The 26260-nt window shown below is 37.5% G+C and carries 21 protein-coding genes and 4 tRNA genes; 7 read left to right on the plus strand and 18 right to left on the minus strand.

The features are described from left to right. Positions 1-199: 199 nt before the first annotated feature. A complete protein-coding gene (locus H4J39_RS11565) occupies positions 200-1126 on the minus strand; it encodes a LysR family transcriptional regulator (RefSeq protein ID WP_182228475.1) in 927 nt (308 codons plus the stop codon). Positions 1127-1240: 114 nt separating this feature from the next. On the opposite strand from H4J39_RS11565, the gene H4J39_RS11570 reads away from it, so the two are divergent. The 3 genes from H4J39_RS11570 (at position 1241) to H4J39_RS11580 (ending at position 6820) form a co-directional block, all read left to right on the plus strand. Then, entirely contained in the window at positions 1241-1882 is a 642-nt protein-coding gene (locus H4J39_RS11570; RefSeq protein ID WP_182228477.1) for a LysE family translocator, read from the plus strand. Between the two features lie 391 nt (positions 1883-2273). Next, positions 2274-4343 carry an MFS transporter gene (locus tag H4J39_RS11575; protein WP_220462187.1) on the plus strand — a complete coding sequence of 690 codons (2070 nt, stop codon included), beginning with the start codon at positions 2274-2276 and terminating at the stop codon, positions 4341-4343. A gap of 626 nt (positions 4344-4969) precedes the next feature. Next, the gene (locus H4J39_RS11580) at positions 4970-6820 is read left to right on the plus strand and encodes a hypothetical protein (RefSeq protein WP_182228481.1); all 1851 of its coding nucleotides are present in this window, start codon (positions 4970-4972) and stop codon (positions 6818-6820) included. Between the two features lie 495 nt (positions 6821-7315). Here the strand turns inward: H4J39_RS11580 and H4J39_RS11585 are convergent, their stop codons facing one another. Further along, on the minus strand, positions 7316-7696 hold the full coding sequence (locus H4J39_RS11585) for a hypothetical protein (RefSeq protein WP_182228483.1): 381 nt from the start codon (positions 7694-7696) through the stop codon (positions 7316-7318). Positions 7697-8155: 459 nt separating this feature from the next. Between H4J39_RS11585 and H4J39_RS11590 the strand changes: the two genes are divergently transcribed. Together H4J39_RS11590 and H4J39_RS11595 are read left to right on the plus strand one after the other, a co-directional pair. After that, the gene (locus H4J39_RS11590) at positions 8156-8989 is read left to right on the plus strand and encodes an SDR family oxidoreductase (protein WP_182228485.1); all 834 of its coding nucleotides are present in this window, start codon (positions 8156-8158) and stop codon (positions 8987-8989) included. 66 nt (positions 8990-9055) lie between these two features. Further along, complete coding sequence (locus H4J39_RS11595) at positions 9056-9580, plus strand: VF530 family DNA-binding protein (protein WP_182228487.1); 525 nt, start codon at positions 9056-9058, stop codon at positions 9578-9580. A gap of 30 nt (positions 9581-9610) precedes the next feature. On the opposite strand, the gene H4J39_RS11600 is transcribed toward H4J39_RS11595, so the two are convergent. The 14 genes from H4J39_RS11600 to H4J39_RS11665 all read right to left on the minus strand — a co-directional run bounded on the left by H4J39_RS11600 (position 9611) and on the right by H4J39_RS11665 (position 22984). Further along, positions 9611-10372 carry a type 1 glutamine amidotransferase domain-containing protein gene (locus H4J39_RS11600; protein WP_182228489.1) on the minus strand — a complete coding sequence of 254 codons (762 nt, stop codon included), beginning with the start codon at positions 10370-10372 and terminating at the stop codon, positions 9611-9613. An 11-nt stretch (positions 10373-10383) separates the two neighbouring features. Beyond that, a complete protein-coding gene (locus H4J39_RS11605; protein ID WP_182228491.1) occupies positions 10384-11229 on the minus strand; it encodes a class I SAM-dependent methyltransferase in 846 nt (281 codons plus the stop codon). Positions 11230-11274: 45 nt separating this feature from the next. Then, a complete protein-coding gene (gene glpK, locus H4J39_RS11610) occupies positions 11275-12753 on the minus strand; it encodes a glycerol kinase GlpK (RefSeq protein ID WP_182228493.1) in 1479 nt (492 codons plus the stop codon). Between the two features lie 67 nt (positions 12754-12820). Next, positions 12821-13372 carry a methyltransferase domain-containing protein gene (locus H4J39_RS11615; RefSeq protein WP_182228495.1) on the minus strand — a complete coding sequence of 184 codons (552 nt, stop codon included), beginning with the start codon at positions 13370-13372 and terminating at the stop codon, positions 12821-12823. A 134-nt stretch (positions 13373-13506) separates the two neighbouring features. Then, complete coding sequence (locus H4J39_RS11620; RefSeq protein ID WP_182228497.1) at positions 13507-15420, minus strand: SurA N-terminal domain-containing protein; 1914 nt, start codon at positions 15418-15420, stop codon at positions 13507-13509. A 194-nt stretch (positions 15421-15614) separates the two neighbouring features. Further along, positions 15615-15890: a nucleoid-associated protein HU-beta gene (hupB, locus tag H4J39_RS11625; protein WP_070374161.1), complete on the minus strand. Its 276-nt coding sequence runs from the start codon at positions 15888-15890 to the stop codon at positions 15615-15617. A gap of 285 nt (positions 15891-16175) precedes the next feature. Then, positions 16176-18524: an endopeptidase La gene (gene lon / locus H4J39_RS11630; RefSeq protein ID WP_182228499.1), complete on the minus strand. Its 2349-nt coding sequence runs from the start codon at positions 18522-18524 to the stop codon at positions 16176-16178. 158 nt (positions 18525-18682) lie between these two features. Then, entirely contained in the window at positions 18683-19960 is a 1278-nt protein-coding gene (gene clpX / locus H4J39_RS11635; protein ID WP_182180083.1) for an ATP-dependent protease ATP-binding subunit ClpX, read from the minus strand. A gap of 81 nt (positions 19961-20041) precedes the next feature. After that, positions 20042-20650 (minus strand): ATP-dependent Clp endopeptidase proteolytic subunit ClpP, encoded by a 609-nt coding sequence (clpP, locus tag H4J39_RS11640; RefSeq protein ID WP_182180118.1) that lies wholly within the window; start codon positions 20648-20650, stop codon positions 20042-20044. A 229-nt stretch (positions 20651-20879) separates the two neighbouring features. After that, a complete protein-coding gene (gene tig, locus H4J39_RS11645) occupies positions 20880-22187 on the minus strand; it encodes a trigger factor (RefSeq protein ID WP_182228501.1) in 1308 nt (435 codons plus the stop codon). Positions 22188-22562: 375 nt separating this feature from the next. Then, positions 22563-22639, minus strand: a tRNA-Pro gene (locus H4J39_RS11650). Positions 22640-22690: 51 nt separating this feature from the next. Next, positions 22691-22766 (minus strand) — tRNA-His (locus tag H4J39_RS11655). A 17-nt stretch (positions 22767-22783) separates the two neighbouring features. Next, a tRNA-Arg gene (locus tag H4J39_RS11660) sits at positions 22784-22860 on the minus strand. Between the two features lie 47 nt (positions 22861-22907). Further along, a tRNA-Pro gene (locus H4J39_RS11665) sits at positions 22908-22984 on the minus strand. 353 nt (positions 22985-23337) lie between these two features. On the opposite strand from H4J39_RS11665, the gene folD reads away from it, so the two are divergent. Both folD and H4J39_RS11675 read left to right on the plus strand, forming a co-directional pair. After that, positions 23338-24189: a bifunctional methylenetetrahydrofolate dehydrogenase/methenyltetrahydrofolate cyclohydrolase FolD gene (folD, locus tag H4J39_RS11670; protein ID WP_182180087.1), complete on the plus strand. Its 852-nt coding sequence runs from the start codon at positions 23338-23340 to the stop codon at positions 24187-24189. 32 nt (positions 24190-24221) lie between these two features. Next, positions 24222-24710, plus strand: coding sequence for a glutathione peroxidase (locus tag H4J39_RS11675; RefSeq protein WP_182180089.1), 489 nt, complete (start codon positions 24222-24224; stop codon positions 24708-24710). A gap of 43 nt (positions 24711-24753) precedes the next feature. Here H4J39_RS11675 and H4J39_RS11680 read toward each other — a convergent pair whose 3' ends face one another. Both H4J39_RS11680 and H4J39_RS11685 read right to left on the minus strand, forming a co-directional pair. Then, complete coding sequence (locus tag H4J39_RS11680) at positions 24754-25284, minus strand: redoxin domain-containing protein (RefSeq protein WP_182228503.1); 531 nt, start codon at positions 25282-25284, stop codon at positions 24754-24756. A gap of 67 nt (positions 25285-25351) precedes the next feature. Further along, positions 25352-26176: an SDR family oxidoreductase gene (locus tag H4J39_RS11685; protein ID WP_182228505.1), complete on the minus strand. Its 825-nt coding sequence runs from the start codon at positions 26174-26176 to the stop codon at positions 25352-25354. Positions 26177-26260: the final 84 nt, after the last annotated feature.

Below are 26260 nucleotides of genomic sequence, written 5' to 3' on the forward strand. Positions count from 1 at the left end.
CTAAAACAAATACAGAACAAGTATGCACTGACCTTAATTGAACTGTTTGATACAACTGCGACCATTAGGAATATCCTTAACTTAGTAATTTTCATATGATACATCACGCCAGATAACTATATGAAAAGAGAGCCAGATAACCAGATAAATGATATTTAACTAAAATAAATAATACCGTTGAGTATAATATAATCACCTTTTATGAACTCGGCTTAATGATCAGTAATTTTTCTTTCATAAAATCGATAAATACCCGATTCTTATTAGGCATATATTTACTTTGCACATACTGCAAACAAATATCACCATGATAACTGCATTGCAAATGCCAATCTTTCAGTAGTGGGATGAGTTTTCCCGCTTTAACCCCTTTGTGCGCGGTGTAATCAGGTAAAGAGCCAATACCAAAGCCCTGCTCAATGGCATCTCGACGCATTTCACTGTGGTTAAGTAAATATGAACCCGTTACTTCTACCGTTGTTTTTTGATTTTTATGACTAAATCGCCAACGATTATCAGTCATATTTTCACCTAAGCAAATACAAGGTAAATGTTTTAAATCATCCGGATGTGATGGCAAAGTATGGTTGGCTAGAAAATCAGGACTCGCACATAACACCTGTTCTACACGTCCAATTTTAACATTTACCAATGCTTCTATTGGGTCGTCACTAATATGAATCAAAAAATCTACACCATCATGAATAGGATCTAAAATACGGTCAGTTACTTTCAAATGTAACTGGATCTCTGGATAGCATTTTAAAAACTCAACAAAAAGTGGACGTAATACCTGATTAGCGAGTGATTTTGGCGCCGAGACTCTTAATAATCCACTCACCGTCGATGTGGCAGAGCGACTAGCATTAACAGCTTGCTCAGCAGACTCGACCATCTGTTTACAATAATTAAATGTTATTGTTCCTGATTCAGTTAACGCCAGTTGCCGTGTAGTTCGTTGTAATAGCTTAATACCCAGTGCATCTTCTAACCGACTAATTTGACGGCTAACAGCTGAAGGTGTTACGCCAAGTTTTCTTGCTGCTTTACTAAAATTCCCCTGTTCAACCACCGTAACTAAAATGGCCATATCGGACAATAGAGGGATTAATTTATTTGTGTCCATTAAGCACAAGTCCTTTTACAAATGCGTGTATTGTTTTAAATATCTCATAGATTAACATACTTGCAGATTAATAATTGAGTTGCAACTAGCATACTTAAAGAGTGAGTAATAATTATGGAAGTATTAATAAACACTTATATGGCAGAAATTATAGCGGTGAGCACAATTGCTATTTTTATGGCTATATTACCTGGCGCTGATTTTGTATTGGTAACACGAACGAGTGTCTACAATGGCCGCTTGGCAGGTTTATATATGAGTTTAGGTATGTGTTTGTCTGTTTGTATTCATGCAAGCTATTCAATTGCAGGATTAGCGGTAGTGATTGCAAACTCACCATGGTTATTTACGACAATCAAATATTTAGGCGCTGCTTATCTTATTTATATTGCGTGGCAGTTATTAACAACCGACGCGATTTTAAAGCAAGATAAAAAAAGTAACACGTCCCAAATGACACCATTAATGGCGGTGCGTTTAGGTTTTACTTGTAATATATTAAACCCCAAAACATCTATTTTCTTCTTAAGTATTTTTACGCAAGTAGTATCGGTAGATACTCCCTTAATAATGCAAATAAGTTATGGGTTGATTATTATGCTAGCACATTTCATCTGGTACAGCGGTGTTGCGTTGCTGTTATCACACCCAAGTATAATGCCTCGTTTTAATCGACAAAAACAAAAAATTGATAAAGTCGCAGGATGTGTACTGATGATAATAGCTATAAAACTCACCTTAGTAAGTGTGGTTTAAATAAGTGAATAAATGAGGCTTAATGATCAAGAGGGTAACGTTGTTGCAGGCACTACAATTTTTGTATGCCTGTAAAATAGCAAACATTGATAGTTCCATAATGGCATTTTCGCCGAAATATTTTTACTGCTATGAGATATTACGCTGATAAATTGCCATGATATGTTTTTTTATCCGGTAACGCTTAGATTTCAAGCAAACGAACTATTTTTAGATATAAGTTTTCCATTTTCCCGCTATAAACCTTAATATTCTCTTGATATAATTAATACCTGTAAGTTACTTTGAAGTAACTGCAATAATGTTTAAATGAACGACATTTTTAATATTATGTTGTTCATTTAAACCGTAAAAGCTGTTCGCTAAATAGATAAGAGTATATCTTGTGATAATGACCATCAGACCCTTTATCCTCCTACTAACAAGTGGCTTTTTGCTCATGTTAGGTTACGGATTAAGCAATATTTTATTACCTGTGCGCATGCAGAACGACGGCGTCAGCATGAACAATATTGGCTTAGTATTATCAATGCTATCTGTGGGTTTTTTGTTGGGTGCATATTATAGCCGTATGCTATTACAACGAGTTGGACACATAAGAATATTTGCTATGTGTGGTAGTTTAACCTCCGTTGCTATTTTGCTTTCTGGCCTCTATCCAGAACCATTAATGCTTGCTTGTATGAGAATAATAACGGGGTTTTGTATTGTCTGTACTAATGCCACACTTGATAGTTGGTTAAGCCATAGCGCCACAGAAAAAAATAGGGGGCGAATACTATCTATTAATCAAATGATGATAATGACCGCACTATTCTCGGGTCAATTCTTACTCAATGTCGCTCCTATTGATGACATTACCCTATTTGTTATCTGTGGCATTCTCTTTAGCTTGTCCATTACCCCTATCGTGATTAGTAAACAAAGAGGTCCACAAATTGAAGACAGCCAAACGATGTCTTTCATGACTGTTTTCAAGTTGTCTCCTTTAGGTGTGGTAAGTTGCTTCTATTGCGGCGTTCTCTATGCGGCTTTAATTAATATGTTACCTATCTTTGCCAGTAATAACGGCATTACCGGTTTAGACTTATCAATATTCATGGGCACCGCTATCTCTGGTGCCATCGTTTTACAGTTTCCTATTGCCTATTTATCAGATCATTTTGATCGTCGAAAAGTTATGCTCTTTATGGTCGCAACGCTAATTGTATTATCCTTACTTGTGCCATTTCTTATATCCGAAGATATGTTCAAACTCACTTTATTGGCTGTTGCATTAATAACGGGATTAGTTGCCTGTCTTTACCCAATGAGTATGTCTGAAACTTTTGATAAGGTATTAAAAGAACAAATATTATCTGCAATGAGTTCGTTGTTATTAATCTATGCATTAGGCAGTATTTTAGGACCTTACCTTGCCTCTATGGTCATGGAGAATTTCGGTAATAACGCTTTATTTGGTTTTATGAATATTGTTGCTATAACACTGTTACTCTTTATTAGTATTCGCATGAAACTAAGAAAAGCATTACCGCTTGATGAACAGGAAAGCTTCATTATGCAGACCCCCAGTGGTGTGGTGTCGGAATTAGATCCTCGAACACAATATGCAGAAGCGCAATTTGAAACAAACCCAGAAGTAGAAGTTGCGATTAGCCTAGCAAGAAAAAACCCGTCTGCTGCTGTTAATATGGTCAAGGCACTTGTACTTCGAGATCCAAAAAATGCTTCAAACTTAGCCGCCGCATTAAGTACTATAGAGGCAATAGACATTAGTAAATTATATGCAGCAATAACTTCAGCAGCGCCACAAATGAGTATCCATATTGCTGAAGCTTTAACAAATGCTTCGCCTGAACAAGCCGAGCAACTGGTTGATTGGATCACCTCTGAATACCCAGACCAATTTACTAACATTGTTGTCGCGATTGCTAATAACATGCCTGATGACGGTATTAATGTGATGGAACAGGCTGCTGAAAATATGGCCGAAGACTACCCAAGTGAACTGCTAGAAATGACAAAAGAATATATGACAAATCTATCAGATTCTTTAGATGCCATGCGCCCCATTGATAGAATGGCAGCAGTCTCAGAAAACACAGCAACTGAACTTTATAATCGCTTAACCGATGTTGCTCCTGACCAATCAGCAGAACTTGCCTTTACAGTATCCGATTCACTCCCTGAATCGTCAGGTAATGTGGCTGAAGCCTATGTTCAAAACTTAATAGACAGTGAGCAAGTTGTTACAGCGGATACCATAGACAATATTGAATATGCAGCCAATAACTACATTAATCACATTGTTGAAAGTATCCCTGAACATGCGGTAGAGATTGCTAGTACCTTTGTAGATTCTTTCCCAGAAATGGCCTCAGATATGCTTGAGATATTGCAAGATTCTGACGATATTAAAGACAGCGAGTTAACCACTTCTATTGATAAAAAACCGCTATAGCGTTTTGCAAAAGCACAATGAGCCTTAAGGCATCGTCTGACAAGTTTGACGATGCCTTTAAGGTTTATCTGTGTAACGAATAATCGTTATTCAAAAGCAAGCATCAACTCATACTATAAAACTGATTACTGTTGAAAAAATTGTATCAATATGAACTCGCCTATTAATAACAGCTAGATATTTTTTAGTGTAATAACTGTTGGACTATTTCTTATCAATTAAAGCTAAGTGCCATGGTTAAATATATGACAACAGTGCGCTTTATCCCTTTAACTCTCGATTACAATAAACTGTATTTTTTAGCTCACTTCCCATATAAAGCAAATCAACATATTTTGACTGCAAGTCATATCATGACACTGCGACTATCGCTGTAATTTATTTAGGTTAAATTATGAAGAATGCCCACAGGTCATCTAGCTATAGCTCAGATTATTTAACCCGCATCGCGTAAACTATTTATCCCTTCATTTATCGATAGTTTGAACTCACTAACTATTTTATTTATTGAGACTATTTGTAATAATTTTTTACAAAAATTAACATTTATATTATTGCCTTCTAATGTTTTTTCCTGTGAAATATTATTACTTTTAAACGGATTTTTGACTATTTTAAGGAATGATATGAACAAGTTAGTATTAATGAGCTTATTGTGTTTTTGCATACTATTGACTGCATGTGGCGGTGGTTCAGACAGTGATAAAGGCGGAGTAACTGTTGCTGTTAATAATGCACCCATAATTGATATAGCCTCTACACAGCGTTTAACTGCTGGTCAGTCTGTTACTTTCACTGCTGATATTTCTGATCCTGATGGTGATGCGATTACTGTGGCATGGCAAGCTGATAATGTCGACGTTAGCTTTTCAACAACAACAGGCACTTCAACAACGATTTCTTTTCCTGATGTTACTACTGAGCAAGTCAGAGAAATCACCATTACGGCAACGGACAGTAAGGGAAAATCAACTAAAAAAATTATCATCGTAACACTCGGAGCGTCAATATTATCCAATGAAGCGCCGATTATTTCTTTGCCTGAAAATCAAGAGGCTAAAGGAGGCGACAGTATCGTGCTAGTGGCGACCGTTCAAGATCCACAAGACGATAATGTTACTGTCGAGTGGCGTTCAGCAAACAATACCATTGTTTTTTCTGACACTCATAGTTTGACGCCGACACTGACGTTACCAGAAGTAACGAGTACAACAACAATCATCATCACCTTGATTGCTACCGATAGCCAAAATAATAGCAGTGAAAAAACACTATTATTAACGATTATACCAAGCGACGGCGAACCAGCACCGAGCGTACAATTTGAGCTGACAGACCGTTTTGAAACCTCTTCAGGTGGAGTTACCACGCTAACGGCTAAGTTCACCAGTAATGTTGAAATAACCGCTATTAATTGGGATTTATCAGCGCTTGGTGATGTCAATGCTAGTGAAGAAAATACACCCGTTAATAACGTGACTACCACTAATGTTACCTTTACAGCACCGTCACTGACCGTAGCTAAAGCATACGCAATAAGTTTGAATGTCACCACGCTTTCAGGAGCTAAATTCAGTGCTGATAGCCAAGTTTTTGTCGCTGTTGATAACGTGATGACTCTTGATATTAGTTTAGCTGAAAGCTATGTCGTCGACGAAAGTTCGACAATATCGATTACCCCCGAAATTACTCATTCTCATGCGATTAGTTCTTATCTATGGCAATGGTCATCGGATCAGGAAATTACGCTATCAACACCAACAAGTAAGATATTGAGCCTATCCACGCCAAGCGTTGATGCTGATATTACAGGGCAGCTATCGTTCACGGTAACTATGGGAACACTGACTAAAACAATAGTGACTGATTTAACTATAAAGAATGAGCCTGTGACCAGTGAAGTGGATGTTGTCGTTTCAAGGTTAGTTGCGGTTGAAGGGCAAACGATTAAGCTCAGCGTTATCACCGATAATTTTGAACAAATAACGGCTTGGTCTTGGGAAAACTTAAATGTTCAAGGCGTGAATATTAAAGAAAGTAAAACAGGTTATGAAATCACAGCGCCTCTGGTCCAAGGCCAGCAAAATATGAGTATTGTCTATCGCGCCACACTTAGCGATAACACGACAATACAAAAGGTGGCTAATGTTACAATTTTGTCCAAATCTATGGCAAGAAGCTCGATTGATATTAAAGTAGCATCAGTACCCGTGATAAAAAGTAATGTGGAAACTGTGGTTGAATTTCCTTTTTCCGATAGCCACGGCTTAGTTGATAGTCTTTCTCTAGATACTAACAATACATTTAATAGCTTTGAGAAAGCAGAGGTCTCTTTAGTTGGTGGTAAAGTAGTGTTGGTATTGAAAATCGGCGATTTTTCTCTCCCTGTTGATCATTCAGACTATGTTTCTATTTTGGTAAAACTTGGCGCTCACGAAATACCTTTTGTTATTGAGTTAGCCATGGACAGCGATTGATTTTAGGGTGACATAAAAAGTCACCTTGTTTGAAAGACTGATACGTGTGCTAAGCGGCGCTTGCACGGTTATTTATTTATATTAATCTGCTCTTGCTGTGCTGAGTCTGCTTGTATGTATCGTCCTTGAGGATTGATGTGATGGAACAGGCTGTTGAAAAATGGCCGAAGACATCCCAAGTGAGCGACTAAAGGTGACTAAAGAATATACGACAAATCTATCAGGTTCTTTGATGCCATACGCCCCATTGATAGAATGGTAGCGGTTTCAGAAAACACAACCACTGACTTTATAATCACTTAACCGATGTTGCTCCTGACCAATCAACTGAACATGCCTTAGAGATTGCCAGCACCTTTGTAGATTCTTTCTCTGAAATTTCCTCAGAGATGCTTGAGAGACTGAAATATTTTGACGATTTTAAAGACAGCGACCTAAGTTAAACAAATATAGATGTGAACAGGCACCTTTCGAGCGAGTAAGATAAAACTTAATCTATGTTAACTCTTTAACTAGCCAATTGATGGCTTGATCTCGGGCTAATTCTAACCCCGAAAAAAGCTTGGTGTTGAGATTGTCTAACGCGCGTATCTGTTCAATACTATGGCTATCAGATATACCAGCGTTGCTGTAATTTAAAATAGCTACCGCTTGAATCATTGGCAAGGAACCAAGGGTCAACTTAGCTTCAAAACTATATTTATAATCATTAATTTTATTCATTAATATACCGATTTTATGTTTAAAGTTTTGTTCGATATAGATATCAAACTCTTCCACCATCTCAATACTGACCAGGGTATTTTCATCTATAATTAATTCGACTATATCTTTGCTTAGCGGATTAACTTCAGCAAAACTTAAACGTTGACCCATTATATATTCCTTTATTATTTTTATTTTAAGTATATTTTTGTACATTTAGACAATAATGTATTCATCAACAAAATACTAGTTATTTACAAAGAATTCAAATAATTACATCCAGCCACGACATAACCTCATCACATTTTAATGCATCAGCACTATACAATTTGTAGGTTCATACTTGATATAAAGTGTAATCAATGGAGCAGAAGTTAAGAGATAAAATAAACAATTAACTCAAATTGAGACGATGGCTTGATGATTTATATCAAACGATATACCGTAGATAACACGATAAAAGTTCCTCAAATATCTATACAATAAACTTTGGACAGAAATAACACTCAAGTTAGGTGACCCAGCTTTACAACTATTTTAGTAAAGTCTTTGATAAATATGCATGTTACCTGCCTCAAATGATCAACTTAATTAACGCGATTCAAAATAAATAAAACGGAAAGCACTAACATGAATAATTATTTTCAAGGTAAAACTGTCGTCATTACGGGTGCTTCAGCAGGTGTCGGTGCAGAAACCGCCCGTGCATTTGCAAAAATGAAGGCCAATCTAGTTTTATTAGCAAGAGGACAACAAGCACTCGACGAGATAAGCAAAGAGCTTTCTGTTGAAACTTCAGTGTTAACGATTGCGATGGATGTCGCTGACGCTTCAGCGTATAAAAAGATGCTAGTAAGCGCGCAGGAAAAGTTTGGTGGTATTCATTACCTTATTAATAATGCGGGCTATCATAAGCGCGGAAATGTTGAAAATAACGCCGCGGAGCAATTAGCCAAAATGGTTGATGTGAATTTACGTGCTCCCATCGAGCTCACCACATTAATTTTACCTTATATTAGAGCAAGTATTGCGGCGGGAGGTTCTGGTGGCATAGTTAATGTGGGTTCTTTAGCAGGTCGAACCCCCTTACAAGGTGCAGCAACCTATTCTGCGACAAAGTCTGGACTACGTGCTTTTAGTTACGCTCTCGCTGATGAATTAAGAGGCTCGGGTATTAGTATTGGCTTAGTTTCTCCTGGACCAATCAATACCGGTTTTATTATGTCTGAAATTGATGAAGTAGAAGACATAGTATTCTCTCAACCAATGAGCAGCCCTCAACAAGTCACTGATGCAATAATTAGCGTGGCTAAAGGTGAGCAAGTCGAGATTTCATTACCTCGTTCAAGCGGTTGGTTAACTACTGTTTCTTATCTTTTTCCTGCACTAAGACGCTTTCTCAGACCCGCACTTTATGAAAAAGGGCGAAAAGCAAAAGAACGTTACAGAAACAAAACACAATAAAGGCGAGTACATTCACAGCATATCCGTATATAATATGCTTATAACTGTTTAGTAAAAAAGAATCTCATGACGCTAGAAAACGAACAACTCAATAATCCCTTGCACGGGCTTAAATTAGATACACTATTAAATGAAGTGTTTGATCATTATGGTTGGGAAATTCTAGCGGAATATACCAATATTAATTGTTTTAAAAACAAACCTAGCCTTGAATCTAGTTTAAAGTTTTTACGTAAAACAGAATGGGCTCGTGAAAAAATGGAACGTTTTTATTTATACCAATTTAAAAACTTACCAAAAGCCGATGATGAACAATATGAAATTCCGCCACGTCTTCGGGTGATACCCGCACGCCAAAAACCTAAAGAACCAGCCGTATTAATTTTAGGCCAAGCACCTATTCCGACAATCAGATCGTCAAATTTTTCTGATAACAAACCTACATCGCACGCTCGAGATAGTAGAAATAATAGCAGTAAGGCTAGCTATAAAGATAAAAATGAACAGAGTTTTGCTCGTCGCACAGAAAAACCTGAACGCTCGAAACAAACGAGTGCACCTTCAAACCCTTACTCAGATTCTCCTAAGTAACATCAGTATAATGACAGATTAACCAAACGGTTAATCTGTCAACATATCAATAAATTTCAAACTGAAATTATAAATATCTCCTGGCCAACGCGCTGACAAGTAGTTTCTATCTTTAACAATAAAGCCGCGTGACAAGTGCTGTAAATTATCCCGAGCTAATGGAAAACTTCCTGCCATAAACTGTGACTGACAAGCAAGTGCTGCTATTAATTCATCTTCCGTGGTTGTTTCTGGGTACGTGAGATAATAATCATTCAACCAAAGTCGAGTTAGGTGGTAAGCCGTAAGCTCTTGGCGCTTTAATAAGCCAGTGCATTGATAATCATAAATTACCGACTTTTGACTTTTGGGATCAATACTTCTCGCTGGAATTAAGACACCATGACAAACCGCAGCTACCGGTTTGTTTTCATTGAAAAAATCAACAACAAGCTTTTGTAAAACTTCTGATTCTAAATATTCTTTTACCCCCTTGTCATGTCCTCCCGGTAATAGTAATCCATCAAAATTGTCTACTTTTACATCGGTATATTTTAAGGGTGTAGTAAATTCAACTGAACTTTCCATTTGACGATAAGCATTTACTGCGTCTTGGCGAGCCTGCAATACGGGTTTGAGTAAACCCAAGCTTTTCCCTGTTAACATTATTTCATCCGCAGAGGCCATGTGACCGTCAGGGGTAATAAACGTTATTTCAAATTGCTGCTCTTTAAGCAATAACCAAGGAATAGCGACTTCTGATGGGTCGCAGCCATAGCGAGGTAGAGGGATCAGTACTTTTTTATGTTTCATTTATGTTCACCCTAGGTAATGTGTTTATTTGCGCTTTCTTGTTGCAAAAAATCTGACCATTGTTCTTCATAGGCAAACATTTGCTGATGTTTCTTAGTCGCTAAATGCATCAATTTATCTCGTTCTGTTGCAAAGGCTCCTGTTCGGCAAGCTTGACAAGTTTTGTGCTCAGGCACTCTGCTTTGTCGATTATAAGTAATATAGTCATCACTCTTATCATCAAAAATCGTTTTACAGTTTTCTAAAGACTCAAGGCTGTATATATACGTTGTGCCTTGAGTTGATTTTACATGTTTATCTCTGTTTACATTTCTGACTTTATAATCTGGAAACTTACTAATATCAAAATAAAATCGACCTATATAATTAATATCAGTGTTACGTATCAACGATTTTTCAATATTCCATTGCAAATAAGGCTTTACATTTTTTGAAGTGATAAACGCGAGTTTTACACCATTATCATCGAGAAAATATTGAAAGCAGTTCAACAGATATTTTCGAAGTAAAGCTCTATTTAAGGTGTTAACACTGTAAGTTTCGCAGTAAGTTTTAAAAGCTTTTTCAGAGGAAAAAGCAGGTAACAATGGAAATTGAAATATGACTAAATCAAATGATTTTTTGACTAACTTCCCCCAAGTTTTTTTATCAGTTACGTCGAAGTCTGTGATTACTTGGCAATTGTCCTGCTGTAATTGCTGATAATAATCATCACCGTACTTTTCTTGTAAACAAGCCATGCTGTCATAAATGGTTGCTGTGAGTTGTTGCGGTTGATGATTTTTTAGTAAGGATGCTGAAAAAGATAAGTCGCCATCTCCAACCGTTAAAACACGCCATTTAGGATCAATATACATAATAAGATTTATAGAGTTACAAAGTGAGTATTGTACATTAATATGCTAGTTTTGTACTTTGCTAACCGCTCGTTGCCATTGCGCGTAAAGCCTATTTCTTTGTTCATCACTAATTTCAGGGCTAAAACTTTTTTCACAACGCCACAACATTGATAATTCATCCATAGAAGAGAAGGTTCCTGCTTGTAATCCCGCTAAGTATGCAACCCCTAAAGCTGTTGTTTCAACAATTTCAGGCCGCTTAACCGTTATTGATAACATGTCACTGACAAAATTAAGCAGCCAGCTATTTTCAGCCATCCCACCATCAACTTTTAACAAGGAGAGCCGTAAACCATCTTTTTCCATGGCGATTTGTAAGTCTTTGCTTTGAAAGGCGACTGACTGTAAGGCTGCACTAATTATTTCATTTCGGCCTGAGTCTCGACTCAAACCAGAAATAGCCGCACGGGCATTAGGGTCCCAGTATGGCGCACCTAAGCCTGTAAATGCGGGCACAATAAACACACCATGCTCAACAGTGGTGTTTTTAGCAATATTTTCACTGTCGCAGGCCTTATCAATAATCCGTAGTTCGTCTCTTAACCATTGAATCGTTGCTCCCGCCATAAAAATACTGCCTTCAATCGCATAACTCACTTTTCCATTTAAACGATAAGCAATAGTCGTAAGTAATCGGTTAGTTGACTTCAAGGCCTTACTGCCGGTGTTTAGCATTAAAAATGCCCCTGTTCCATAAGTACACTTAGCCATACCTTCTTCAAAACAAGCTTGACCAAATAAAGCGGCCTGTTGATCTCCTGCCATCGCTAAAATGGGTATTTCTCCATTAAATAGGGATGATTGCGTAACGCCAAATTCATCAGCGCAGTCCATCACTTCAGGTAACATATTTTTTGGAATTGAAAACAAGTTTAATAACTCATCATCCCAACATTGCTGATGGATATTAAACAATAACGTTCTTGAGGCATTGGTTGCATCCGTTTTATGTGACTTCTGCCCTGTTAAATGCCACAGTAAAAATGTGTCAACCGTACCAAAAAGTAAGTGCCCCGCTTCAGCTTTTTCTCTTGCACCTTGAACATGAGTTAATATCCAATTAATTTTACTGGCAGAGAAATAAGCATCTAAAATTAGACCCGTTTTATCAATAATTTTTTTTCTAATTTCTACACAATCAATTGAATCACAAAAGTCGCTGGTTCTTCTGTCTTGCCATACAATGGCATTATAAATAACGTGACCGGTATGCTTATTCCAAACGAGTGTTGTTTCACGCTGGTTGGTAATGCCAATACCGATGATATCACTAGCACTCAACTGGTTTTCAGCAAGCACTTTTTGACAGGTACGTAATACCGTTTGTAAAATATCGTTAGGTTGATGTTCTACCCAGCCATCTTGAGGAAAGTATTGCGGAAACTCTTCTTGAGCACTTGCGTAGCGTTCCCCTTGGGTGGTGAACAAAATAGCCCGTGAACTTGTTGTACCTTGGTCTATTGATAAAAGATACTTTGTCATAAAAAAAGCAATCTCCACTGACTGAATAAAGTTAACTAGATTATGCCACAACTTGATTGTAGAGCAATTATAAAGGTTTTCTCGCCACCACTTGTGCTATCGCTTGATGATGATTACCCGTATCTGAAACTGTTGTCCCTTCAAAATAGTGAATGATTTTCCAATCGGAAAAATGCTCAGCTAACTCCCCCACTTTTAATAAAAAATTAGGATTTTTAGGGCGACCCAGTTCAGCCTGACCTAAGGTGAAGGTTTCATAAATAACGAGACCATTAGGGATTACGGCCGCTTTAATCTGCTCTATAAGTGGTCGGTGTAAGTAGCGAAAAACCATTACCGCACGATAGCTTTTCTCTGCTAGTGGCTGAGAAAACGCTTGCTCAAAGTCAACGCGCCAAAAAGTGGCTAGAGTCGATTGATATTTATCTGCATCACGACTTATTGTTTGCTTAACATATCCTAATGACTCCTCGTTAATATCTGCAAAAGTCACCATTAAATTTTTTTCCAGACAAAACAAACCATTCCTGCCATTACCACAAGCAAGATCTAAGATGGGTAATGGGCTTGTCTGATCTTTGAGTTCAGGTAAATATTGGTTTAATAATGATGAGTGCATCGATAACCTTATTAGATAAAAAATAATAAAAAAGGCTACAAATTAATTTGTAGCCTTATATTTATTCAATACTAGATGTTGAATAAGTATTGTTAATGCTTTTTAATCGCCAAATGGCTTAGTCGTTTAACAACTTAAAACTGAGATGCTGGAGCTGTTATTACTTTACGGGTAATTTCAGCGTCAACTTTTAGTGCTTCAACAAAGCTTTGGTAAGCTGATTGTGCAAGTTGCTGAGTTTGTTGCTGAGCCATTCTCGGATCAACCGCTTTTTCAACATCACTGGTTATAACCGCTTGAACTTCAAGTAAGGCTAAATCACCATTGTTTAACGTAACCGTCGTTGCTGAGATCATACCTTCACTTGGATGAGGTAATTTAAAAGCTTCACGACTTAAGTTAGGTGCAATATCACCACCTGAGCGAGCAACATCAGTTTTTTCAACAAATACGGCGTTAACCGCTGCGAGTTGTTCAACAATATCATTACCGGCTTTAAATGAAACAAGTAAAGAGTCTGCTGTTGTTAACGCTTTCTCGGTCGCTTTCTCAGCAATCAAAGTATCACGAATTTGTGCAGTAACTTCACTAAGTGGTTTAACTTCTGCTGGTTGGTACTCTTCTAAACGAATAACAATCGCTAAGGTATCACTGACTTCAATAATATCTGAATTCAAGTTCTCTTGAAGTACTAAGTCAGAGAAAGCAGCCTCTATCACTTTAGGATTATTAAACGGTGCCACGTTACCAAACTTACTTAACCAATCGGTCGAAATCACTTTTACATCAATAGCGTTAGCTGCATCGTATAAGCTATCTGGGTATTCAAAACTTAAACGTGCCATCTCTTGTTGTAATTCAAAAAACTTATCTTGGGCTTTTGATTCACTTACTTTTAACTGAAGATCTTCTTTTACATCAGCAAAAGCTTGAATCTTCTCAGCTTTTAAATCAGTTAGTTTGATTATATGAAAGCCAAATTCACTTTCAACAACGCCACTAACACTATTAATATCAGTTAAAGCAAAAGCACCTTCGTCAAACCCATCGCCCATAGCTCCGCGTTCGATCCAATCTAAATCACCACCGTTTTCACCGCTGAAAGTATCATCTGAACTTTCTTTAGCTAAAGTAGCGAAATCTTCACCGGCATTAATACGCGCTAATAAAGCTTCGGCCATTACTTTAGCAGCTACTTCGTCGTCACCAAATTCAACAAGAATATGGGCAACACGGCGCTGTTCGTCTTCACGGTAGCTAGCAATATTTTCTTGATAATACGTTTTAACGTCATCATCATTTACTTCAATTGTTTTTGCTATGTCATTAACATCAAGCGCAATGTAATTAAGCTTAACTTTTTCTTGGTTTTCAAAACGGGCTTGATTCGCTAAATAATATTGATTGATTTCGTCATCACTTAATTCAATACCTGTTTTAAATTGTTCAGCGTTGATGGTTGCGTAGCGAACGTTGCGCTTTTGATTTTGTAAGGCATTCATCAGGTTTTCTTGGTACGGCAAGTTAAATTCACTTGCGACTAATCCTTGTGTTAATTGACGTCGAGTCATTTCAACACGTAAGTAGTCACGAAAGTCTGATGATTGATAAAAACCCGCTTGGTTTATCATCGCTAAATAACGGTTATTGTCAAAAACACCATCAATTTGAAATTCAGTCATTGTGCGAATAGTTGTCTTGATACGCTCGTCAGATACGCGAATAGACATATTAACCGTACTTTGATCAATCAATTTTTCATTGATTAAATTATCTAAAATACCGTTGCGGAAATTCGCCATGTAATTTTCATCGGCTGACAAAGTATCAAACATATCGCCAAATTGCTGAGCCATACGATTACGTTGTGCCTGATAGGCTTTATTAAAGTCATCTTGCGATATTTTTTCACCGTTAACGTCAGCAACCGATGTGTCTACTGAGTTGGTATAAGTACCAATTCCGGCTAAAGCAAAAGTTAAAATAACTAAACCTAGGATTGATTTTGCGATCCATCCTTGTGAACCTTCTCGAATATTTTCTAACATCTTTTTCTCTATTTATTACGACAGATATTTCTTGATCAGGATTCTATCAGAAGCATCACTGAGCTTGAAGTAGCAGACGAAGATTTAATTATGTTTAGTGATATAAATGAAGCTGTTTATTGAAAATCTAAAATAAAAAAAGCCTTCGTTTAAAAAGGCTTTTCTAAATTATCTACAAAAATTGAAGCAGATAATTATGGATTAACTGAATCTTTTAATGCTTTACCAGCTTTAAACGCTGGAATTTTAGCTGCAGCAATTTGAATAGTTGCACCCGTTTGTGGGTTGCGGCCAGTGCGAGCTGCACGGTCACGTACTGAGAAAGTACCAAAACCAACTAGAGCTACTTGCTCACCATTTTTTAATTCGTCTGTAACAGCTTCAATAAATGAATCTAACGCACGACCAGCAGCAGCTTTAGAGATGTCTGCACCAGCAGCGATTTTTTCGATTAGTTGAGATTTGTTCACAAGTATTCCCCTTCAATTGTTATTATTCAGTGCCATCATTTGTTTTAGCGTCCTGCGGAAGCATTTTTGTATTTTGCTTCTTTTGAACATCAAGCACTGTGTTTAAGAAAATAAAATTATTATTTATTTTTATCTTAGCTAAAACCCATGTATACATGGGGTTTAGCGTTATCAGCGACATTAACTTACCATAGTTTCAGCGTTTGAAAAGCAAAAATCACTGTTTTTTGTTATTTAATTGCAATTTTTTCTTTTATTTACTAAAAAAACAGCACTTTTTCCAATTTAGTCACCTAATTTGAATTTTTCTACCGGATGCTCTAAGGCAATATCGAGCACCTCTTCTATCCATTTTACCGGATGAATAACCAAATCACCTTTGACATTGTCTGGGATTTCTTCCAAATCACGTTCATTATCTTTTGGAATAATGACTGTTTTTATACCACCACGATGTGCTGCCAATAACTTTTCTTTCAAACCACCAATAGGAAGTACTTCACCACGAAGGGTAATTTCACCCGTCATAGCAACATCAGCTTTGACAGGATTACCTGTTAGGCTAGAAACTAATGCCGTGCACATACCAACACCCGCACTGGGTCCATCTTTTGGTGTAGCACCTTCAGGAACATGCACGTGAATATCACGCTTTTCATGAAAGTCGGCATTAATACGAAATTTATCCGCTCGACTTCGCACAACTGTCATCGCCGCTTGTATAGATTCCTGCATAACGTCGCCTAACGATCCCGTGTAAGTCAATTTTCCTTTGCCAGGTACAGAAGCTGTTTCTATGGTCAATAACTCACCACCAACTGATGTCCACGCTAAACCAGTCACTTGACCAATTCTATTCTCACTATCAGCTTTACCATAATCAAAACGTTGTACACCCAAAAATTCAGATAAGTTATCTTGATTGATGGTGACTTTCTTGATGGTTTTATCTAATAAAATCGCCTTCACTGCTTTACGGCATAGTTTTGATATTTCACGTTCTAAACCACGTACTCCAGCTTCTCGGGTGTAGTAGCGAATAATACCCATAATGGCACTGTCTTCAATTGAAATTTCTTTCTCTTTTAAACCATTACGACCAATTTGCTTATCAAGTAAGTGATTTTTGGCTATGTTAAGCTTTTCATCTTCGGTATAACCCGATAAACGAATAACTTCCATGCGGTCAAGTAAAGGCCCAGGAATATCCATACTGTTCGACGTTGCTACAAACATCACATCCGATAAGTCGTAATCTACTTCGAGGTAATGGTCGTTAAACGTTGTATTTTGTTCTGGGTCAAGCACTTCTAATAACGCAGAAGCGGGATCGCCTCGCATATCAGACGCCATTTTGTCTATTTCATCTAATAAAAATAGTGGATTCTTCACCCCTACTTTGGCAATTTTTTGAATTAACTTGCCGGGCAAAGAACCAATATACGTGCGGCGGTGGCCGCGTATTTCAGCTTCATCACGAACGCCACCTAATGCCATACGCACGTATTTACGTCCGGTTGATTTAGCAATTGACTGCCCTAAAGACGTTTTACCTACTCCTGGAGGACCAACTAAACAAAGAATGGGTCCTTTCAACTGAGTGACACGTTGTTGAACGGCTAGGTACTCTAAAATACGTTCTTTGACTTTATCTAAACCGTAATGATCTTTGTCTAAAGTATCTTGTGCTAGCTTTAAGTTACGTTTTAATTTACTGCGTTTCTTCCAAGGAACACTAATCATCCAGTCGATATAAGAACGAACAACGGTTGCTTCCGCTGACATCGGCGACATCATTTTTAATTTACGTACCTCAGCTAAGGTCTTTTCTTTCGCTTCTTCCGGCATTTGAGCGTCTTCAATTTGCTTCTCAAGCTGCTCAACTTCATTTGATCCTTCTTCGTCATCACCTAATTCTTTCTGAATAGCCTTCATTTGCTCATTCAAATAGTATTCGCGCTGACTTTTTTCCATTTGCTTTTTAACACGGGTGCGAATTTTCTTTTCAACTTGTAATAAGTCAATCTCGCCTTCCATCAGTGCCATTAAGTATTCTAAACGTTGAGCAACATTCTCAATTTCTAGTACTTTTTGTTTTTCAGCTAACTTTAATGGCATATGTGCAGCCATGGTATCAGCTAATTGTTCAGCATCGTCAATACCTGAAACTGACGTTAATACTTCAGGTGGTATTTTTTTATTGAGTTTTACGTAACCTTCAAACTGAGAAATAGCGGAGCGAACCAATACTTCACAATCGTCTTCGTTAACAGTTTCTACGTCGAGAAACTCAATATCGGCAGTGAAGTATTCTTGTGTTTCAACAAAGTCAGTGATGCGAGCTCTACGTGCTCCTTCAACTAATACTTTTACTGTGCCGTCAGGTAGCTTTAACATTTGTAAAATAGTGGCGATAGTGCCCGCTCGATAAACATCATCTGCGGTTGGGTCGTCAACTGCTGCGTCTTTTTGGGCAACAAGAAAAACCTGCTTGTCGTTTTCCATCGCGATATCTAAACAGCGAATAGATTTTTCGCGACCTACAAATAATGGGATCACCATTTGGGGATAAACAACAACGTCACGCAAGGCTAGAACAGGAATTTCATTGATACCAGATAACTCTTCGGTCATAGGTTACTCTCTCGAAAATCAGTAGGGAAAAAATTGTAGTTAAAAAGTATATGGGGATTTTAGTAAAGCTTTCAACGGATAGACAAAAAAAAAGAGCTAAATGACCAATGTCACATAACTCTTTTTATCGAAACACCTAAAAATTTAGCAATGAACGACTATTCGCTCGCTATTTTTTCCTGCGGTGTATCATAAATAATAATAGGTTTTGACTCGCCTCTTATTACAGTTTCATCAACAACAACTTTTACAGCGTCGTCCATTGATGGTAATTCATACATCGTATCAAGTAAGACACTTTCAACGATTGAACGTAAACCACGTGCACCTGTTTTACGAACCATTGCTTTGTGAGCAATAGCAATAAGGGCATCTTCTCTGAATTCAAGTTCAACATTTTCCATGTCAAATAAAGCGCCAAACTGCTTAGTTAACGCATTTTTAGGCTCTTGCAATATCTGAATTAATGCATCTTCATCAAGTTCTGTTAACGTAGCAACAACAGGTAAGCGACCAATAAATTCTGGAATTAGACCATATTTGATAAGATCTTCAGGCTCGACATCTTGTAAATGTTGCGTAAGTGTTTTTTTGCTGTCTTTGCCACGAACTTCTGCGCCAAAACCAATACCAGCACCTGTATGAGAGCGTTGCTCAACAACTTTATCTAAACCGGCAAAAGCACCGCCACAGATAAATAAGATTTTTGAAGTATCAACCTGCAAAAACTCTTGTTGAGGATGTTTACGCCCACCTTGTGGTGGCACTGAAGCAATGGTGCCTTCAATCAATTTCAACAATGCTTGTTGAACACCTTCGCCTGAAACATCGCGAGTGATTGATGGATTATCAGATTTACGTGAAATTTTATCAATTTCATCAATGTAAACAATACCACGCTGTGCTTTTTCTACGTCGTAATCACATTTTTGTAAAAGCTTTTGAATGATGTTTTCAACATCTTCACCAACATAACCTGCTTCTGTTAATGTTGTTGCGTCTGCCATTGTAAATGGGACATCGAGTAAACGTGCTAAGGTTTCAGCAAGTAATGTTTTACCACTCCCTGTTGGACCAATAAGTAAAATGTTACTTTTACTTAGTTCAATACCATTATGAGAGTCACCATTGCGTAAACGTTTATAATGATTATAAACAGCTACTGATAACACTTTCTTTGCGTGATCTTGACCAATAACGTAGTCGTCTAAACTTTCACGAATTTCTATAGGCGTTGGTAAGCTTTCTTTTTCTTCTTTCGGGGAAATTTCTTTTATTTCTTCACGAATAATATCGTTGCACAGCTCAACACATTCGTCACAAACAAACACTGACGGACCAGCAATAAGTTTACGAACCTCGTGTTGGCTCTTGCCACAAAACGAACAATACAAAAGCTTGCCGTTATCACCGTCACCATTTTTAATATCGGTCATACGGAACCTCTAATTCTTTTAATTGCTAATACAGATACTGTTAAGTATTTCATAAATTGTCTAGATCACAAAGCTGTGAAATTATTTATCTAATCTTTCTGATAATATGGAGTCAACTATTCCATATTCAACCGCACTTTCTGCACTTAAGAAGTTATCACGGTCTGTGTCATGAGCGACTTTTTCTAACGACTGGCCGGTATGCTCTGCCATTAGGGTGTTTAATTTGTTTTTTATGTAAAGAATTTCTTTTGCATGAATTTCAAAATCAGAGGCTTGGCCTTGGAAACCACCCAATGGTTGATGAATCATCACACGGGCATTAGGTAGGCAATAACGTTTACCTTTTTCACCGCCTGACAATAAAAATGCGCCCATACTTGCCGCTTGACCAATACACACGGTACTGATGTTAGGCTTAATAAACTTCATTGTATCGTAAATAGCCATGCCTGCAGTTACTGAGCCGCCAGGAGAGTTAATATATAAATATATATCTTTATCAGGACTTTCAGACTCAAGGAATAATAATTGAGCAACAATCAAATTTGCCATGTGATCTTCAACTTGACCACACAAGAAAATAACACGCTCTTTTAAAAGTCTTGAATAAATATCGAACGAGCGCTCACCCTTAGGTGTTTGCTCAATAACCATTGGCACTAAAGCACTATCGATAGTGCTGGTGATTTTCTGAGAATTATTGTGAGAAGTAAACAACTAAAATTTCCTTTCTATATAAAAAATGGCTCGTATGTCCCCATACCAGCCATTTAAGCGATTGCTTGACATAATGTCAATCTAAAAGGTCTACCAATTCACATTTGTTTCACTAAAGTGCTACAAATTTAAGCAAATGGCAGCAACTCAGCCGATTAAGTTTCTTTGCTCAGTGACAAGAACCTTAAGAGACTCAGTCTTATTTACCTTCTGGATTCATTATATCTTTAAAGCTAGCTTTTTTATTTTTAACTTTTGCACTTTCAAGTAACAACTCAACAGCTTGCTCTTCTAATGCAACATTTTGCATTTGTTGGTTAAGCTCTTTGTTTGTTGCGTAGTACTCAATAACTTCTTTTGGATCTTCGTAAGCTGATGCTGCAGATGCAATTAATTCGTTAACTTTGTTCTCGTCAACTTTCAATTTATTAATTTTGATCACTTCACCGAGTAATAAGCCAACTTTAACACGACGTTTAGCTTGCTCTTCGAACATGTCAGCAGGAAGTTCTGGCATGTTGTTAGGATCCATTTGACCCGCAAATCTTTGCATAGCTTGCTTACGTAAAACATCAATTTCTTGAGCAATTAATGCTTTAGGAATTTCTACTTCGTTAGCTTCTAATAAGCCTTCAATAACTTGCTCTTTAACTTTAGCTTTTACTGCTTGAGTCAACTCACGCGTCATATTAGTGCTTACTTCAGTACGTAGTGCTTCAACACCACCAGCTTCAACACCAAACAATTTAGCAAAATCTTCATCAACTGTTGGTAATACTGGACCTTCAGTGCTATGAAGAACGATATCAAACTCTGCTTCTTTACCCTTAAGGTTTTCAGCATGGTAATCATCAGGGAAAGTTACTTTAATTGTTTTTTCATCGCCAGCTTTCATGCCAGTAATTTCTTTTTCAAAACCTGGGATCATGCGACCAGCGCCTAATTCAAGTTCGAAACCTTTAGCTTCACCACCTTCAAAAATCTCACCGTCAACACGACCAGTAAAGTCTAAAACAAGTTTATCGCCCGCTTTAGTTTTACGCTTATTTTCTTTCCACGTTTTGTGTTGATTTTGTAATGTAATGAACATTTCATCTAAATCAGCATCAGTAACTTCAACATCAGGACGCTCAACGTTAATTGAGTCTAAGCCCGTTAAAGTAACTTCTGGATAAATTTCAAAAGTCGCTTCAAATTCTAACGCTTTGCCATCTTCATTGCTTTTAGCAACAAAACTTGGACGGCCGGCAGGATTCATTTTTTCTGCAACGATTGCATCAACAAAATTACGTTGCATTAATTCACCAGCAACTTCTTGACGAACTGATTGACCGTAACGCTTTTGGATAACAGTCGCAGGTACTTTACCTGGACGGAAACCATTAATTCGTTGGGTTTTTGATATATGACGAAGACGGTTTTTTACTTCTACATCTACTGATTCTGCAGGAACAGAAATAGTTAACTTACGTTCCAAACCTTGTGTAGTCTCTACTGAAACTTGCATTTTAATACCTCAAAACTTAGCGTTTTATTAACGCTTTCAATAACACAACTACTTCACAGCTTAATTTAGCCAAAGAGTGTGACGTTTGTAGCCCTATAACCAACGCTACAGAAGCCCGAAAAATCCAAGTAAACAACCTAGATTTTAAAATAATGACGCGAAATTATAGCGATGCTTGATATAAGAGTCGACCCCTTAATCGCGTTATTTTTGACTTATTTTTAAAATTAGTGAAAAAAACAGATAAAAATAGCCTGTAATAACTTTATTTAAGATCAATGATCGTGGTGTTACGAAATATTTAAGAAGATATTTATTTATAATGAAGTATTTAGAAGAAGAATTATTGAAGTTAATATTTTATAAAATAAGAAGTGGTCGGTGATGCAAGATTCGAACTTGCGACCCCTTGGACCCAAACCAAGTGCGCTACCAAGCTGCGCTAATCACCGACATTTATTCTATTTTACTACAATATTCTAACACCATTTTTTGAGAAAAAATGGGGTGGCTAAAGGGACTTGAACCCTCGACAACCGGAATCACAATCCGGGGCTCTACCAACTGAGCTATAGCCACCATTGTAAAATATTGTTTGGTACGCCCTGCAGGATTCGAACCTGCGACCCACGCCTTAGAAGGGCGTTGCTCTATCCAGCTGAGCTAAGGGCGCACATTACCTACAGGCCAAATTTTTAGTTATTAACATAATTAAAAAAGTGGTCGGTGATGCAAGATTCGAACTTGCGACCCCTTGGACCCAAACCAAGTGCGCTACCAAGCTGCGCTAATCACCGATATGTACTACGTTGAGAAGAACTAAAAATACGTCCCTTTCAACGGATGCGGATATTACCTAGTTGCCTGAGCCCCGTCAAACCTTTTTTATAAAAAAATAACCGTTTGCTTACTTTTAAAGCAAGACGCTTGATAATCGCCATTTATTGGCTAAATATATAGCAGCCCCGTTATGATGGATAAATTAAGCTTTTCATATAGGGTTAATAGTACTTTTCCTTATTTAATTTCCTGATTTAACCGTAAATCATTTAATAATGTACATTTATAAGAACAGTAACTATAACAGTCCTTCTTTTTATGCGAAAATAAACTTGTTTTTCATCATTTAACTAATTGAATCGAAACTATCATGACAGCAACTCTTATAGACGGTAAATACATTGCTCAGCAGCTTAGGCTCTCAGTGAAAGAAAAAGTAGCACTACGCATTAAAAATGGCTTACGACCTCCAGGATTGGCAGTCATATTAGTTGGCTCTGATCCCGCCTCTCAAGTTTATGTAGGGAGCAAGCGTAAAGCATGTGAAGAAGTCGGTTTCCTTTCTCGCTCTTATGATCTTGAACCCACAACGACTCAAGCCGAATTATTTACTTTAATTGATGAATTAAATAATGACAAAAACATTGATGGTATTCTAGTTCAGCTTCCTTTACCCAAAGGTCTAGATGCTAATTTGATTATCGAACATATTAACCCTTTAAAAGATGTAGACGGCTTCCATCCGTTCAACGTCGGTAAACTAGCGCTACGTCAGCCAGGATTACGCCCCTGCACGCCTAAAGGTATCATTAAACTGATAGAAACTACCGGAATAGACCCTCACGGTCTAGAAGCGGTAATAGTGGGTGCATCAAACATTGTGGGTCGCCCGATGACACTCGAGTTATTACTCGCTGGTTGTACCGTAACCACCACGCATAGATTTACCAAAAATCTTGAAGACAAAATACGTAACGCTGATTTATTAGTGGTTGCTGTAGGAAAACCTGAGTTCATACCTGGTGAATGGATTAAAACAGGCGCTATTGTCATTGATGTTGGGATTAACCGCTTAGAAAACGGTAAACTCGTTGGTGATGTAGGTTTTGATATAGCTAAAACGAAAGCAGCTCATATTACGCCCGTACCTGGCGGTGTAGGTCCAATGACAGTAGCAAGTTTAATCGAGAACACTTTGATAGCTTGTGAAGAATTTCACTAAATTTTAAGCCGCTTAATATAAAGGAATAATCAATGTCTGATGCTATTTATCAATTTAATGCACTAAACAATAAAAAAGAAATCGTTGAGTTAAAAGACTTCCAAAATAAAGTCATGCTTATTGTTAATACGGCAAGTGCCTGCGGATTTACGCCACAATATGAAGGTTTACAATCACTTTACAGTGAGTATCAAACTCAAGGCTTAGAAGTATTGGCATTCCCTTGTAATCAGTTTAAGCAACAAGAAAAAGGCAGTAACGAGGAGATTAAACAGTTTTGTGATTTAACCTTTAATATCAAATTTCCGTTATTTGACAAAATAGATGTAAATGGCGATAGCACTCACCCGCTTTTCACTTTTTTAAAAGCTCAAGCACCCGGAATATTAGGGTCAAAAAGTATTAAATGGAATTTCACTAAGTTTTTAGTCAATAGACAAGGGCAAGTTATTAAGCGTTATGCACCTACAACTAAACCTGAAAGCATTAAAGCTGATATAGAAAAGTTACTCGCTAAATAATTTATATTGAGTAGCCAGAGTGCATCTGGCTACTCTCTTTCTATTACTGAGCTTTGGCTATTTTTAGCATCTCAAGGTTACTGGCAATATCTTCAGCAGCCGTTTTGGGCGAAATGTCTTCATCTATTTTTAATATCTGACCGTCTTTAGAAATATAAAAAGTCACACGACTAGCCACTCGCATAATATTCAAGACATCATACGCTTTAGCAGCTTCTTTGGAAGGATCACTTAACATCGGAAAATCTGCACCTGTTTTCTTTGCAAAATCTCTATTGTCATCTAATGGATCTACACTGGCCATAAAATAGCTAGCGTTGTATTCTCTAATTAAATGCCCTTTCTCTACTAATGACTTACATTCAATCGTACAACCTCGGGTATTAGCCATTGGATACCAAGCTAAAACAACCGCTTGCTTACCTTTATAATCACTCAGTTGATAATAATCACCATTAGTCGCCTGTAATTTAAAGTTGGGTGCTTGTTCCCCTACTTTTAAATCAGAAGCGAGCAAACTAAAGCTCGTAAATATGGCTAGTAATGTAGAAACGACTTTTGACGTATTTTTCATCAGGGTTACCTTTTAAAGATGAGTGTATTTAAGTTTTGTTGTTTTTAGTTTATCTTATTTTGGCTGCTTAACCTTTCGATAAAAGATTATCTAACCAACGTGCCGGTAATATACGTTTAAATACAGCAAATAGTTTAGTGGGTACTGTAATTCTATAACGTATTTTTGGTCGCTTACTTTCTAAAGCATGGATCAATGCTGCTGTGACATCAGCGGGCTCTAAGGTAAATTTTGCATTTGAGGTTTTACTGGCCAGCCTTGCTATTTGCTGTTGATACTGAACTTGGTGAGCACTGTTTTTATCAGCGATGTGTTCTTGAAAAGCCTTTAATGCATTCGCTCGAAATTGTGTATTAATCGGTCCTGGCTGTAATAACACCACCGAAATATTAGCTGATTTCAATTCTAATCTTAACGTGTCAGTTAAGCCTTCAAGCGCATATTTTGACGCATTATAAGCCCCTCTATATGCCATAGAAACAAAACCTAACACAGAACTACATTGAATAATTCGACCATGACCTTGTTTACGCATAACAGGAATAACCTGCTTAGTAAGTTCATGCCAACCAAAAACATTAGTGTCGAATTGAATTTTAAGGGCTTGTGTTGATAAGTCTTCTAATGCGCCTGGTTGTCCATAAGCGCCATTATTAAAGAGAAAGTCCAATGTTCCTCCTGTCTCTTTAAGTACAAAAGAAAGCGCGGTTTTGATACTGTCACTTTCAGTTAAATCAAGCTGGCAGGCGGTTAAGCCTTTTTCTTGCAACATTAATACATCTGCTTCTTTTCGCGCCGTAGCAAAAACTTGATAACCTCTCATTGATAGTGTCAAGGCAGCATCTAAGCCGATACCACTTGAGCACCCCGTTATTAAAATAGATTTTTTCACGTTGTAATTGTTACCTTTTAATCATTTATTGGGCTTATTGTCACTTTAAACCGGTCAGAGATCAAATCAGCACACGCGCCCCTA

It is taken from the genome of Colwellia sp. Bg11-12 (genome assembly GCF_014076955.1).
Classification (GTDB): Bacteria; Pseudomonadota; Gammaproteobacteria; order Enterobacterales; family Alteromonadaceae; genus Colwellia_A.

Excerpts from the sequence above, each read along its gene's own strand:
- H4J39_RS11565 (WP_182228475.1), bottom strand. The coding sequence starts at position 1,126 with ATGGACACAAATAAATTAATCCCTCTATTGTCCGATATGGCCATTTTA.
- H4J39_RS11570 (WP_182228477.1), top strand. The coding sequence starts at position 1,241 with ATGGAAGTATTAATAAACACTTATATGGCAGAAATTATAGCGGTGAGC.
- H4J39_RS11575 (WP_220462187.1), top strand. The coding sequence starts at position 2,274 with ATGACCATCAGACCCTTTATCCTCCTACTAACAAGTGGCTTTTTGCTC.
- H4J39_RS11580 (WP_182228481.1), top strand. The coding sequence starts at position 4,970 with ATGAACAAGTTAGTATTAATGAGCTTATTGTGTTTTTGCATACTATTG.
- H4J39_RS11585 (WP_182228483.1), bottom strand. The coding sequence starts at position 7,696 with ATGGGTCAACGTTTAAGTTTTGCTGAAGTTAATCCGCTAAGCAAAGAT.
- H4J39_RS11590 (WP_182228485.1), top strand. The coding sequence starts at position 8,156 with ATGAATAATTATTTTCAAGGTAAAACTGTCGTCATTACGGGTGCTTCA.
- H4J39_RS11595 (WP_182228487.1), top strand. The coding sequence starts at position 9,056 with ATGACGCTAGAAAACGAACAACTCAATAATCCCTTGCACGGGCTTAAA.
- H4J39_RS11600 (WP_182228489.1), bottom strand. The coding sequence starts at position 10,372 with ATGAAACATAAAAAAGTACTGATCCCTCTACCTCGCTATGGCTGCGAC.
- H4J39_RS11605 (WP_182228491.1), bottom strand. The coding sequence starts at position 11,229 with ATGTATATTGATCCTAAATGGCGTGTTTTAACGGTTGGAGATGGCGAC.
- glpK (WP_182228493.1), bottom strand. The coding sequence starts at position 12,753 with ATGACAAAGTATCTTTTATCAATAGACCAAGGTACAACAAGTTCACGG.
- H4J39_RS11615 (WP_182228495.1), bottom strand. The coding sequence starts at position 13,372 with ATGCACTCATCATTATTAAACCAATATTTACCTGAACTCAAAGATCAG.
- H4J39_RS11620 (WP_182228497.1), bottom strand. The coding sequence starts at position 15,420 with ATGTTAGAAAATATTCGAGAAGGTTCACAAGGATGGATCGCAAAATCA.
- lon (WP_182228499.1), bottom strand. The coding sequence starts at position 18,524 with ATGACCGAAGAGTTATCTGGTATCAATGAAATTCCTGTTCTAGCCTTG.
- clpX (WP_182180083.1), bottom strand. The coding sequence starts at position 19,960 with ATGACCGATATTAAAAATGGTGACGGTGATAACGGCAAGCTTTTGTAT.
- tig (WP_182228501.1), bottom strand. The coding sequence starts at position 22,187 with ATGCAAGTTTCAGTAGAGACTACACAAGGTTTGGAACGTAAGTTAACT.
- folD (WP_182180087.1), top strand. The coding sequence starts at position 23,338 with ATGACAGCAACTCTTATAGACGGTAAATACATTGCTCAGCAGCTTAGG.
- H4J39_RS11675 (WP_182180089.1), top strand. The coding sequence starts at position 24,222 with ATGTCTGATGCTATTTATCAATTTAATGCACTAAACAATAAAAAAGAA.
- H4J39_RS11680 (WP_182228503.1), bottom strand. The coding sequence starts at position 25,284 with ATGAAAAATACGTCAAAAGTCGTTTCTACATTACTAGCCATATTTACG.